The organism is Thermosulfuriphilus sp., assembly GCF_054026695.1.
Genome location: NZ_JBPMLP010000004.1, coordinates 30,500 through 42,929, shown reverse-complemented (window position 1 = coordinate 42,929; position 12,430 = coordinate 30,500). Strand labels below are relative to the sequence as shown.

11 protein-coding genes and 1 riboswitch are annotated in these 12,430 nt (G+C 53.0%); of the genes, 9 read left to right on the top strand and 2 right to left on the bottom strand.

Going from position 1 to position 12,430, the window contains the following annotated elements; all coding sequences use genetic code 11:
* Window positions 1-4: 4 nt before the first annotated feature.
* A riboswitch (cobalamin riboswitch) is annotated at window positions 5-217 on the bottom strand.
* 197 nt (window positions 218-414) lie between these two features.
* The 4 genes from ACXJJX_RS00795 to ACXJJX_RS00780 are packed head-to-tail and all read left to right on the top strand — an operon-like array spanning window position 415 to window position 2,991.
* Window positions 415-1,167, top strand: coding sequence for an energy-coupling factor transporter transmembrane component T family protein (locus ACXJJX_RS00795; protein WP_456430959.1), 753 nt, complete (start codon window positions 415-417; stop codon window positions 1,165-1,167).
* Window positions 1,164-2,033, top strand: a complete 870-nt coding sequence (locus ACXJJX_RS00790) for a WD40 domain-containing protein (RefSeq protein ID WP_456430937.1) — start codon at window positions 1,164-1,166, stop codon at window positions 2,031-2,033. The genes ACXJJX_RS00795 and ACXJJX_RS00790 overlap by 4 nt, the downstream gene beginning before the upstream one ends.
* On the top strand, window positions 2,030-2,632 hold the full coding sequence (locus tag ACXJJX_RS00785) for a hypothetical protein (protein WP_456430935.1): 603 nt from the start codon (window positions 2,030-2,032) through the stop codon (window positions 2,630-2,632). The genes ACXJJX_RS00790 and ACXJJX_RS00785 overlap by 4 nt, the downstream gene beginning before the upstream one ends.
* Before the next feature lie 17 nt (window positions 2,633-2,649).
* Window positions 2,650-2,991, top strand: coding sequence for a cupin domain-containing protein (locus ACXJJX_RS00780; protein WP_456430933.1), 342 nt, complete (start codon window positions 2,650-2,652; stop codon window positions 2,989-2,991).
* Between the two features lie 5 nt (window positions 2,992-2,996).
* Here ACXJJX_RS00780 and ACXJJX_RS00775 read toward each other — a convergent pair whose 3' ends face one another.
* The gene (locus ACXJJX_RS00775) at window positions 2,997-5,231 is read right to left on the bottom strand and encodes a PAS domain-containing hybrid sensor histidine kinase/response regulator (protein ID WP_456430931.1); all 2,235 of its coding nucleotides are present in this window, start codon (window positions 5,229-5,231) and stop codon (window positions 2,997-2,999) included.
* Between the two features lie 221 nt (window positions 5,232-5,452).
* On the opposite strand from ACXJJX_RS00775, the gene ACXJJX_RS00770 reads away from it, so the two are divergent.
* The 3 genes from ACXJJX_RS00770 to ACXJJX_RS00760 are packed head-to-tail and all read left to right on the top strand — an operon-like array spanning window position 5,453 to window position 7,612.
* The gene (locus tag ACXJJX_RS00770; RefSeq protein WP_456430929.1) at window positions 5,453-6,094 is read left to right on the top strand and encodes an urease accessory protein UreH domain-containing protein; all 642 of its coding nucleotides are present in this window, start codon (window positions 5,453-5,455) and stop codon (window positions 6,092-6,094) included.
* Window positions 6,091-6,507, top strand: coding sequence for a MarR family winged helix-turn-helix transcriptional regulator (locus tag ACXJJX_RS00765; RefSeq protein ID WP_456430927.1), 417 nt, complete (start codon window positions 6,091-6,093; stop codon window positions 6,505-6,507). Before ACXJJX_RS00770 ends, ACXJJX_RS00765 begins: the two co-directional genes overlap by 4 nt.
* 13 nt (window positions 6,508-6,520) lie before the next feature.
* Window positions 6,521-7,612, top strand: coding sequence for a M20 family metallopeptidase (locus ACXJJX_RS00760; protein ID WP_456430925.1), 1,092 nt, complete (start codon window positions 6,521-6,523; stop codon window positions 7,610-7,612).
* Here ACXJJX_RS00760 and ACXJJX_RS00755 read toward each other — a convergent pair.
* Entirely contained in the window at window positions 7,574-8,089 is a 516-nt protein-coding gene (locus tag ACXJJX_RS00755) for a GNAT family N-acetyltransferase (protein ID WP_456430923.1), read from the bottom strand. The two genes, ACXJJX_RS00760 and ACXJJX_RS00755, sit on opposite strands and share 39 nt — an antisense overlap.
* A 327-nt stretch (window positions 8,090-8,416) precedes the next feature.
* Here ACXJJX_RS00755 and ACXJJX_RS00750 point away from each other — a divergent pair, with 327 nt between their 5' ends.
* Together ACXJJX_RS00750 and dnaE are read left to right on the top strand one after the other, a co-directional pair.
* Window positions 8,417-8,854, top strand: coding sequence for a Fur family transcriptional regulator (locus ACXJJX_RS00750; RefSeq protein WP_456430921.1), 438 nt, complete (start codon window positions 8,417-8,419; stop codon window positions 8,852-8,854).
* A gap of 67 nt (window positions 8,855-8,921) precedes the next feature.
* Window positions 8,922-12,428 (top strand): DNA polymerase III subunit alpha, encoded by a 3,507-nt coding sequence (gene dnaE / locus ACXJJX_RS00745; protein ID WP_456430919.1) that lies wholly within the window; start codon window positions 8,922-8,924, stop codon window positions 12,426-12,428.
* The last annotated feature ends 2 nt before the right edge of the window (window positions 12,429-12,430 follow it).

The window sequence follows — 12,430 nt, the reverse complement described above, 5'->3', positions numbered from 1 at the left end:
TCCTCCCACTCAAAGGCCCCGGGCCGGTATCCCGGCTTCCGGATCAACCTACTTACCGCGCCTTCCCGGGGCCTTATGGGGCCCCAGTGGCCTGTCGCCTGGAGTCCTCCAGGCCTAGCGGTGTTCGTCCCCGGTCACGGTTGCGGGCCAGCGCCGGTCTTGCACCGGACTTCCCGTTTAACCCCCCTTCAAGGGCACCCGGGGCCTTAAAGCAAGGCACTCTAAGTGCAAATACCAGAAGCCGTGAGAAAGTCAAATCTCAAATCCCTTCCCCTGGGCGCCCTTTAGTTTATAATGGCCGGCATGTTAAAGAGGCTTGATCCCCGGACCAAGCTCTTCTTCACCCTTTCGGTCTCTCTTCTGGCCATAAGCCTTGATTAGGCCTTAAGTCTGGGAGCGCTAGCATTTTTGACGATGATCCTTTTCGCTTTGGCCAGACCCTCATGGTCAAGGATCAAACTTACCCTTGTCTTTGTTGCCTTTACTGCCTGGGGGATTATGTTCAGTCAGGGAATGTTCTACCAGTGTTTTCCCCGAACGGTCCTCTTCACCCTTGTTCCTCCGCTGGACATAGGCAATCTCCACCTAGGGGGCCTTTATGTTTACAAACAGGGGATTTATTACGGTCTAATCCAGTCTCTGCGCTTTATAAGTGGCCTTTTGGCCGGCCTTTCCCTATGCCTTTCCACCCCTCCAGACAAGCTCTTCTGGGGGCTGATAGGTCTCAGGATCCCTTACGGGCTTTCTTTCCTCTCCATTATGGCCATCAGATTTCTACCGGTCATCGCTGAAGAGATGGCCAATGTCCGGGCAGCCATGCGGCTTAAGGGGTACCGGCCCTTATCTCAGGGGATCCGCAGGACGATAACCACTGAACTCGCTAGCCCCCTTCCCATCCTGGCCGGGGCCGTAAGGCGCTCCCGGGAGGTAGCCGAGGCCCTGCTCACCCGGGGCTTTGATCCCCTAAAGCCCCGGAGCCATTACCGCCGGTTAATTTGGCCTCGCAGAGAGCTGGCCCTCAGCCTGAGCTTATTTTTTCTGGCCTTGGCAGTGGCAACTCTAAAGATCCTCTTCTGGCTCTATCAACAGGAAATTTTCTATTTTAGCCCCTTAAGACACCTCTATTCTTTCTTTAGCGAGATTCTATCTCTAGGAGACCTGAGATGACCAGAATGTTAATTGTCATTGCCATTTTGGCCTTCATCCCCGTTAGAATTGGCCAAGGAGAGGATTTTATCCCCAAAGTCCCTGGTCTTTCTCTTGCCTTCCGGATCGGCCTGGAAGACGTCTCCTTCTACGTTCGGGCCGGCCACCCCCCGGATGTTTTCCTTACCTTCTCTCCCACTGGAGATCTTTTGGCCATCGGAACCTTCTTAGGGCGGATCATGGTCGTTAGCACCAGAGACGGAAAGATCCTTTGGCAGAAGCGAATCCCTGAAGCCATGGTAAAAAGGGTTGCCTTCTCCCCTGATGGCCAAATCATCTACTATGGCGAGCAGGGTCCAGATGGCTTCATCTACGCTGCCCGGGCCGAAAATGGTCAGCCCCTGTGGCAGTTTCGCCTGGCAGACGACCTTCTCCCGGGGACTCCGCCAGAGAAGGGCGACATCTACGGCATCTACAGGCAACCTGGCTGTTATCGGCTCAAGGTCCTAAAAAACGGGGATCTCCTCGTCTTGGGGATCCACTCCTGGATGGATAAGGTCAAAGGCTACTGGCGGAGGCTCTCCAGGATCTATCGTCTAAGCCCTGAAGGGAGACTCCGCTGGGCTTGGCCTCAGGGAGGGCCGGCTGAGCTTTCTCTGATCTATGCAGACAGCGATCCCCAGGGAAAACTAATCGCCCTTGTCTCCACCATGGCCTCAGATCGACTTCCAGCCGATCATCCCTACACTCCGGAGACCTTTTACGTCCTAGATGGTGAAAGAGGCCGGGAGATTGGCCGCTATCGTATCCCCCCTTTGAACCCTTCTATGACCGAGTCTCGGTTTGGGAATCAGTGGCTGTTTCTCCCCAGGGAGACTTTGCCGTGATTACCACTGCCGACGGTCGGGGGTTCATCTTTGACCTCAAGAGGGTCCGGCCCTGGAAGACTCTTACCCTAGGCACCCCTATTCTCGTAGGGGGGCTTCCAGTCTCGGCCATGTCGAGCTACTCGGTGATCTCTTCTGAAAGGATCATCTATCTTCTTACCGACACCTCTAGCATTCCTTACGGGCTCGACATATCTGGCAACCGACCAGCCGGCCCTCATCCCAATGCTAACACCCTCTGGGCTTTGAGCCCGAAGGGAAAAATCCTTTGGCGGTTCTCGGGCCCCTTTCGCCTCCAAGGTTTGGCCCTTGACCCCCAGGGCCGAATCCTGGCCACAGTGGCCGGAGCCTCACGCCGGGGCAAGATGGCCAGCCGTCAGTATGGAGCCTTTGTCTTTGATACCCATCGGCCCGGAGGAGGTCTTCAGAAGCTTCTTGGCTTCTTTCCTACCCAAGGGCCTGTTTTTTTCCACCTAGCCGTGGGCCCCAAGGGGCAGCTTGTAGCCATCTGCGAGACCCCTTATTTAGACCAGCAGGGTCGTCTTATTGGCAGCTACCAAGTCCATGTGCTAAGGATAGAGAGATTTCCTAAACCTTAAGACTAAGGAGGCAGACTATGGCCTATTTTTATACCTCCCAAGAGATCCACTTCGAGGATCATCCCAAGTTTGCTGGCGTCAAAATCGCTATTCTTATCAATCATAAAAAGAGCCCCGCAGTAAGCGTCTCTTTACTTGAGATCTCTCCCGGGGTTGAAATTCCCATTCACACCCATGATACCCAGGCAGACTCCATTTACGTACTTGATGGTAAGGGCTTGGCCTATGTAAACGGCACTTGGCAGGAGATCGGCCAAGGGGACTATATCTTCGTGCCCCCTAAAGAAGAACATGCCGTAAGGAACGAAGGCGAGGGAGTGCTCCGGCTATTTATTGTCCACAGCCCGCCTCTTTTTTAGGTCTCCTAGGGATCAATTTCTAGAATTCTGCTTAGCACCTGGCTGAGTTCGCCTATTTTGTAAGGTTTGGCGATCACCCCGCAGAATCCGTAACGGTCATAATTGGCCATTACCGGATCGGTAGAGTAGCCGCTGGAGACGATCACCTTGGCCTGGGGATTGATCTTGAGGATCTCTCGTACGGCCTCCCGGCCCCCCATCCCCCCTGGGACGGTAAGGTCCATAATAAGAACATCGTGGGGGTGCCCGGAAATCCAGGCAGCTCGGTAAGAATCAACCGCTTGGCGGCCATCGGCGGTCTCCTCCACCTCGTAGCCCAGATGACGGAGCATGTTCTTCAGAATATCCCGGACCATGTCCTCATCATCCATGATCAGAACCCGACCCTGTCCTCTCTTAAGGGGGGCCTCCTCAGGGTCGGTTGAAACCTTCTTGGCCTCGGCTGCCGGCAGATAGACCATAAAGTTGGCCCCTCGCCCCGGCCTTGACTTAACGGCTATGTGCCCTTGGTGTTTTTTAACAATGGAATAGGCGGTAGCCAGTCCCAAACCACTGCCCTTTTTCTTGGTGGTGAAGAAGGGATCAAAAATCTTATCCAGATACTTCTTCGGGATACCCACTCCCTGATCCTTGACCGAAATCTTCACGTATTTTCCCGGGGCCAAGGGAAGACCATCGGCGGCTTCAACAACCAGGTTCCGGGCCTTCACCCGGACAACTCCCCCTTCAGGCATGGCCTGATCGGCGTTGATAAGGAGGTTGTTGAGGACATGGACAATCTGGTCTCGATCGGCCTCAACACTCCAGAGGTCCGGGGGGAGATCAAAAAGACAGCGGACATTTGAGCCGGCTAGGACAAATTCGGCCGTCTCCCTGATTAGGTCCCCGATGTCAACGATGTCCTTGACCGGCTCTCCCCCCTTGGAGAAGGTCAGCAGTTGCTGGGTGAGAGATTTTGCCCGCAGACAGGAGCGCTCGGCTTTCTCTAGGATGGAGCAGACCTTTTCATTGCCCTGAGCAAAGATCTTGGCCAGAGAAAGGTTTCCCAAGAGGGCTGTCAGAATGTTGTTGAAATCGTGAGCAATACCGCCGGCCAAAACCGCTAGGGACTCAAGCTTCTGGGCCCGGATGATCTCCTCTTCCATCCGCTTCTGTTCAGTGACATCGCGGACAATCCCCAGGACCTCATCAGGGGCACAGGGATTAAGCCGGGCCTCGTAGATCAGAATCTCTCCACTCCTGGTGGGAAGCTGGTACTTAAAGATCTCCATTCGTCCCTTATCAAGGGCTTGTCTGATCTTCTCAAGGGTCAGACGGGCCAGGGATGGAGGAAGGATCTCGCTGACATTGGAGCCAATGATCTCCTCTGGGGGCACGTAGAGTTTTTCCGTATCCTGGACGTGTAAATCGAGAAAATTGCCCCTGGAGTCCAAGCGAAAGATCATATCAGGTAAAGCGTTTATAATGGCTCGAAGCCGGGACTCACTCTGTCTGAGCTGCTCCTCGGTAAGCTTCCGCTCGGTGATGTCCTCTATCAAGGAAACGGCTCCAATGACTTCTGAATCAGAAAAAACCGGCACAGCTTCGGCTCTGATATAGAGGAATTTGTTACTGGTAATGGGAATATACTCTCCTTCATACGAGGCCCGCTTTCCAGAAAGGGCCTTACGGGCCGCCTCAATCACCCTGGAATTGGGCAAATCAAAGACATTTAGCTGGAGGATCTTCTCCCGACTTGAACCAACTATCCGCACCAAGGCGTCGTTGCAAGTCTTTATGTTTCCCTCCTTATCAAAGAAAAAAAGCCCCAGTGGGGCGTTATCGAAGACGATTCGATACTTTTCCTCACTTTCCCGAAAGGCCTTCCTGTCCTCAAGATAGGCAGTGAGATCAACGGCAACAGCTATCATACCCTGATACTCCCCTGAGGGGCCATCCTGACGGACAACCTCAAGGTGGGCCCAGAAGGAGCTTCCGTCCCGACGGCGCAGGCGAACCACCCCCCGGAAGGCCCCTTTCTTAAGAGTTGTCTCGAGGACGATTCGGGCCTCCTCAGGGTCGGCATGGAAGTCTGTTGGGGACATCCGACCAATGACTTCCTGAGGCCGATAGCCAAAGACCTCCTGAGAGGCTGGATTCCAGATGACGAACTTTCCGCTGGAATCTATGCCTCCGATATGGACGGGCAGGATATCCAGAAGAGACTGTTCAGAAGCCCTTTTAGAATGCCTTCGGGCCAAAGGATACCTCCTTGTCTTATTCTTTTAAAAAATTCCTCTTCCTGCCCCTCAATAGAAGTCAAGCCTTCTATAAACTAAATCATTACTAGTATCATTACTAGTTTAAATTACTTATCCTTCCCCTAAAAAATAATCTCCTAATCAAGCCCCAAGATTTCCCTTGACATTTTTAATTTTATTCTCAAGAATTTTGAAATTCAAAATAGACATGGAGGCAAGCCATGGCTTCAGAGTCACTCTTCATCTTGGCTGTAGAGGGTAGTCTTCTCCTGGGGCTCATTCATGGGGTAAACCCCTGCGGCCATTCCTGGGTAGTCCTGGCCCCTTTTGTCTTAGGCAACCGGAGCAAGTCCCAAGTCATAGGTCGCACGGTGGCCTTTCTGGCCGGAACGGCCCTGGCCTGCTTGGCTCTGGGATTAAGTCTAGGAGGGCTGGCCGGTCTCTTTCCTCAAGGAACCAAGGAGCTCCTAGAAAGGAGCACCGACCTAGTAATAATCCTCTTGGGACTTATTCTCATCATCAAGCCCAAGGTCCTCCACGGAGATCATCATCACCACCCCCCTCGGTCCTATCTGACATCGGCCGGCCTTTTCAGCCTGGGATTTATTAATATGATTATTCCTTGCCCGACGGCAGCGGTAATGTACTCTTATGCCATCAATTCTGCCGATGCCTTGAGGAGTAGCCTGATCTTTGGAACCTATGCCTTGGGAACGGCCGTAAGCTTAAGCTTGGTTATATTCGCCCTCTACAAGCTTGGACAGATGGTCTTGAAGCTGGCCCGAAAGGAGTTGGAGACCATCTTTTTGAGGCTTACCGGTTTGATTACCGCCTCTTTCGGGATATATTCCCTACTGACATGAAGGATCTTGAAAGGCTGACCCATCTCATCATCCAGTTCTTCGAGAAGATGGCCTCTTGGGAAAACTCGGTGGTCAAGGGAAGCGGCCTTTCTCCGGCCCAGATGCACACCATCGAGATTATCGGGGTCAACCAAGGCCTGAGGATGAAAGAGTTGGCGGAAAAGATGGGGATTACCACCGGCACCTTGACGGTAATGATTGATCGCCTGGAAAAAAAGGGGCTAGTAGAACGGCTTCCTAACCAAAAAGACCGGCGCTCTTACCTCGTTCATCTGACCTCTAAAGGCCAGGAACTCTTCCACCAGCACCACCAGCACCATCTCCGACTCACCGAAGAGGCCCTCTCCGGAATGAGCCCTGAGGAAAAACAGGACTTCTCCCGCCTGTTAGAAAAGTTTATCAGCCAGCTTTGACCCGGAGCCTCTCATGAACAACCTTAAGGAGAGATTAAAAGACCTCATCTTCACCCTTGCTTCCATCCCCAGCCCAAGCGGCCAAGAAGGAGCTATCCTTGAGTTCATTTGGAACCGCCTCTCGGCCTTAGGAATCCCTCTCAGACGCCAAGACGTCCCGGACCGCTTTTACAATCTCTTAGCCAATGAGGCCCGGGGCAACCGGCTCCTCATCACCGCCCATGTGGACACCGTTCCCCACTGGCTGGGAGTTTTCCCCCCACGGATAAGGGATGACCGCCTTGAAGGCCTTGGAGTCTGCGATGACAAGGCCGGAGTAGCCATTATGGTCCTCCTCCTTGAGGAACGTCTCCGGAAGAAAAGCCCCCTTCCAGTAACCTTTGCCTTTGTGGTCGACGAAGAGCGAGAAGGCCAGGGGTCAGCCACCCTGTCCAAGGAAGATCTTCCGCCACTAGCCGTGGTCCTTGAGCCTACAGAACTCAAATTGGCCATTGCCGAAGGGGGGTCAGTGGAGTTTGAGATCCACATCCGGGGTCGATCGGCCCACGGAAGCTGCCATCTTCAGGGAGAAAACGCCATAGATAAGGCCATAGAGCTCGTCGGCCATCTTAAAAGGCTCCCCTTCCTTTACTCAGAGCATCCCTTGGTAGGGCCTGGGGGGCTTAACGTGGAGCGGATCACCGGGGGGGATGGAGAGCTCAGGGTGCCAGATCTCTGCACCCTTGAGATCGACTTTCGGGTCCTACCAGGTCAGGAGACTGGCAAGATCATCGAGGAAATCAAAGAGGTCTTGGAGAGCTTCTCAGGGGTGAGTTACGTGGTTAAGGATGTCTCTGAGCCTTTCGCCCTGGCCCAGGATTCCTCCTTTGTCAAGATGTTCGCCCAGGCCTATCGAGAATCCCTGGGAGAAGAGCCCCGGTTCTCTGGCATGCCAAGCTGGACGGACGCTGCTCACCTCCAGGCCGCCGGCCTTGAGGCCTTGGTCTTTGGTCCGGGAGAGCTGGCCCCGTGCCACACCCCGGAGGAATACCTTGATCTTGGCCAAGCCGAAAAGGCCTATAAGGTTCTAGACCGACTCATTGACCTTCTGGCCGAAGGAGGCTAATGGGGCCTCCATCCGAAGCCAGACCCCTTGACGGGCGGTCTCATTAAATCCGTGACGACGATAAAAGTCCCTAGCCCGCTCGTTTCCCTCGCCCACCCAAAGGGCCACCCGCTGGTGCCCCCGATCTTTGAGGAAGGAAAGGGCCGTTTCGAGAAGCTTTTCGGCTACTCCAGTGTGCCGGTAATCCGGGGCCACCAAGAACTCGTGGATCTCGGCCACCTCCTCGCCTTGAAAATGGGCATCCGGCTGAATGGCGATAAGGCCCACCGGACGCTGCTTAACAAAGGCCACCCAAAATCCCCCCTGAGCGTGTTTAAGAAGCCAGCGAAGATATCCCTTTACCCTTCGGGGATCCCTAAAGGCATACTGAGGTATATCTTTATAGGCCAGAAGATAAAGGTCGATTAGATCCTTAAGCAGAGGATCAAGGGAAGAGATAGATCGTATCTCCAGGTTGGCTTTGGGGTCGGCCTCCATAGCGTCCCTTAAAAATTATCATTCTTAAACTAGTTGACCAGAGGCCCTATTTTGGTATTTAAATTCCGGATTTCCTTATGAACTTTTGTTTACCACCAAAGACTTTTATTCTTAGGCCTAGACTATGAAAATTTTTACTTTCTTCGCCATAAGCCAGCTTTAAATCTGGCATTTTTGTGATATCTGTGTTACAGATTTTTTTTGATTTTAAGTTTGCAAGAATAATTCTTACCTGGTATAGAACATTAGAATAAGATTAATTTTTACTTTTTAGATTCTTCCAGAAAGGATGAAGTTAAAGATTAAAATTATTCAAGGAGACATCCTATGAATCAAGAAAAAATCGAAAAATATCGTGGGTTAGGCCTCAAGATGACCCCTCAGCGTCTGGCCATCCTCGAATACCTTGAGGACAACAAGGAGCACCCTTCGGCCGAAGATATCTACCGCCACGTGCGGATCAAGTTTCCCAGTATGTCCTTTGCCACTGTCTATAACACCCTTGAGGCCCTCAAAGAACGAGGATTGGTCCAGGAGTTGCATATCGACCCCTCAAAGAAGAGATTTGATCCAGACACCACCCCTCATAATCATCTCATCTGTTTAAGGTGCCACAAGATCGTCGATATCTTCACCAACCCGCCCTTAAACAATATCCCCGAAGAGGAGCTCAAGGGTTACAAGATAGTCGCCGCCCAGGTAGTACTCTACGGATTTTGTCCAGAGTGCCAGAAAAAAGACAGCGAAGAGAACCACAGCTTCTAAAAGTATCCCTCCCCTTTTGGGCTCCAGGTCGTTAAAATAGCGCCAACCTGGATAAGGCGGAGGGATCATGGCAGGTTTTGTCCACCTTCATCTTCATACCGAATTCTCTCTTCTTGACGGAGCCATAAGGCTTCCGGCTCTCTTTTCCCTGGCCAAAGAGTATGGCTATCAGGCCATTGCCAAGACCGATCATGGAAATCTCTTCGGGACTGTTGCCTTCTATGAGGCCGCAAGAGCCGCCGGCATAAAGCCCATCATTGGCTCGGAAGTCTATGTGGCCCCAGGGTCTCGCAAAGAAAGACGGGCCAAGGGGGCCCATGAAGCCGGTTTTCATCTAGTCCTTCTGTGTATGAATGAGACCGGCTATAAAAATCTCATCCGCCTGATAACCCTGGCCAACTTTGAGGGGTTTTACTGGAAGCCTAGGGTAGACAAAGAACTTCTCAAACAATATCACGAAGGCCTTATTGCCCTCTCGGCCTGTCTACATGGAGAGATAGCCCATGCCTGTCTTCATCAAGATCCCTCAAAGGCCTGCAAGATTGCTGAAGAATACGCCAGGATATTCCCTGATCGCTTCTACATAGAGATCCAGGAGAATGATATTCCCGAACAGAAAGTGGCCAACCAAGGCCTAATTGAAATCGCCCAAAGGCTTGGGCTTCCGGTAGTAGCCACCAACGACTGCCACTATCTCCGGGCCGAAGATGCCCGGGTCCACGATGTCCTCCTCTGTATCCAGACCAACAAAACCGTCCAGGATGAAAATCGACTCCGTTTCTCTACCGACAAGCTCTATTTTACCTCCCCAGAAGAGATGGCTACTAGGTTTGCCTATCTTCCGGAGGCTGTGAGTATCACCGAAGAGATTGCCTCCCGGTGTCACCTGGAGCTCAAACTCGGAGAACACCACTTCCCCAAATTTCCCCTTAAAGAAGGCAAGACCTATGAGGAGATGCTCGATGAGGAAGCCCGAAAGGGGCTCAAGGCCCGACTAAAGGAACTCTCCCAGGGAATGGGACTGGCCGATGAAGAAGCCGGCTATTGGCGACGGCTTGAGCTTGAGCTTTCAGTGATCAAAGAGATGGGATTTGCCAGCTATTTTCTGATTGTGGCCGATTTCATTTCCTGGGCCAAGAAGAAGGGCATTCCGGTTGGCCCCGGCCGGGGATCAGCTGCCGGATCTCTGGTGGCCTACGCCATGGGAATCACCAACATCGACCCCATTCGCTACGGTCTCCTCTTTGAGCGCTTTTTGAATCTTGAACGGAAAAGCCTTCCTGACATCGATGTCGATTTCTGCATGCAACGCCGGGGAGAGGTTCTCCAGTACGTCTATCAAAAATATGGTGGGGCCGAATACGTGGCCCAGATTGCCACCTTTGGCCAGATGAAGGCCAGAGCCGTGGTCCGGGATGTCGGCCGGGCCCTGGGAATGAGTTATCCGGAGGTAGACCGTATCGCCAAACTCATCCCGGAGGAGCTGGGAATTACCCTGGATAAGGCGATCGCTCTAGAGCCCAGACTCAAGGAGGCCGCTGAAAAGGACCCCCAGGTGGCCGAGCTTCTCTCTATTGCCCGGGTCCTTGAAGGGCTTCCCCGTCATTCCTCCACCCATGCCGCCGGGGTAGTCATCTCTGATGCCCCCCTTACTGAATACGTTCCTTTAATGAAGGGGGACCGCGATGAGATCATTACCCAGTACGACATGAAGGCCATCGAAAAGATCGGTCTTATTAAGTTTGATTTCCTGGGACTCAAGACCCTGACTATCATTGATACGGCCTGCCGGCTTATCGAGAAACATCAAGGCCTTAAAGTAGATCCCCATCACATCCCCCTTGATGATGACAAGACCTTTGAGCTCCTCTGCCAAGCCGAAACCGCCGGGGTCTTCCAGTTAGAATCCTCAGGGATGCGCAATCTCCTCACCCGCATGAAACCCTCCCAGTTCACCGATCTTATTGCTTTGGTGGCCCTTTATCGACCTGGGCCCCTAGAATCGGGAATGGTTGATCAGTTCATCAAGGCCAAACATGGCCTTGAGCCTGTCCGCTATATCGTTCCTGAGCTTGAGGAGATCCTCAAAGAGACCTACGGGGTCATTGTCTATCAGGAACAGGTGATGAAAATCGCCAGCAAACTGGCTGGCTACAGCCTGGGTGAGGCTGACATCCTCCGCCGGGCCATGGGGAAAAAGGTCCCTGAGATTATGGCCGCCCAACGGGAACGCTTCATCTCCGGGGCCACCGAAAGGGGAATTCCTAAAGATAAGGCCGAGGTGATCTTTGACCTAATGGAAAAGTTTGCCGGCTATGGTTTCAATAAGAGCCATTCAGCAGCCTACGCCCTGATTGCCTACCAGACGGCCTATCTCAAGGCCCACTTCCCGGTCCCCTATATGACTGCCCTTCTGTCCTACGAAATGGGCAATGCCGATCAGGTAGTCAAATACGTCAATGAGTGTCGGCGGATGGGTATCGAGGTCCTGCCTCCAGATATAAACGAAAGCGACCGCGACTTTACCATTGTGGGTAATAAGATCCGCTTTGGCTTGGCCGCCATCAAGAATGTCGGCGAGGGGGCCATTGATTCTATTCTCCAGGCCCGCCAAGAAGGAGCTTTTTCTTCCTTTGAGGATTTCTGCCTTCGGGTGGATCTGAGAAAGGTCAATCGCCGGGTAATCGAATCCCTCATCAAGGCTGGGGCCTTTGACTCCCTTTCCCACCGCCGGGCCCAGCTGATGGACGTACTGGACAAGGCCATAGAGCTGGCCCAGAGACGGCAGCGGGCCAAAGAATTGGGCCAGATTAGCCTCTTTGATATAGCTGGGGCCAAAAATAATCGGGCCGAAGGCCTCAATCTTCCTGATGTCCCCGAATGGTCAGACACTGAACTTCTGGCCCATGAAAAAGAAGCTCTCGGTTTCTACATAAGCGGCCATCCTATCGATCCCTATGAGCAGTGGCTCTCCCGGATCTCTGGAGTCAACAGCCAGATGGTCTCTGAGATGAGAGACGGAGCCCGTGTCTGCCTGGGAGGGATTATCCGCAGCGTCAAAGAGATCACCACCCGTCGGGGAGATAAGATGGGTTTTGTCCTCCTTGAGGACCGCCACGGGCTTATAGAAATAGTCTGCTTCAGTGAGATCTACCGTCAGATGCGTCCTCTCATCGAGGCTGAGGCCCCGATCTTTGTCCAGGGAACCGTTAACCGAGACGAACGAGGGGCCAAGGTGATCGCCGACCAGGTCTTCCATCTCGAAGAGGCCCAAAAGGTGGCCCTGGGCTCGGTAACTATTAGGATCGAAGCTGGACGGATCACCCCCGAGGACTTCTCGGAGCTCAAGGAGATTCTTCTGGCTCATCCCGGCCGCTGTCCAGTGAGTCTTAACATCATCTATCCTGAGGAAGGGGAGGTGGAGATTGAACTGCCGGAAGAATTCTCTGTGGAGCCAGGGCCCGATTTTAACCGTTCGATAGAAGCTCTCTTTCGATATCAGGCTCTTGAATTCGGTCTCGCGGCCCCCAAAGGGCCAGAGGCCAACGGCCGTCAACGTTCTCTGAGGCCCTAAAA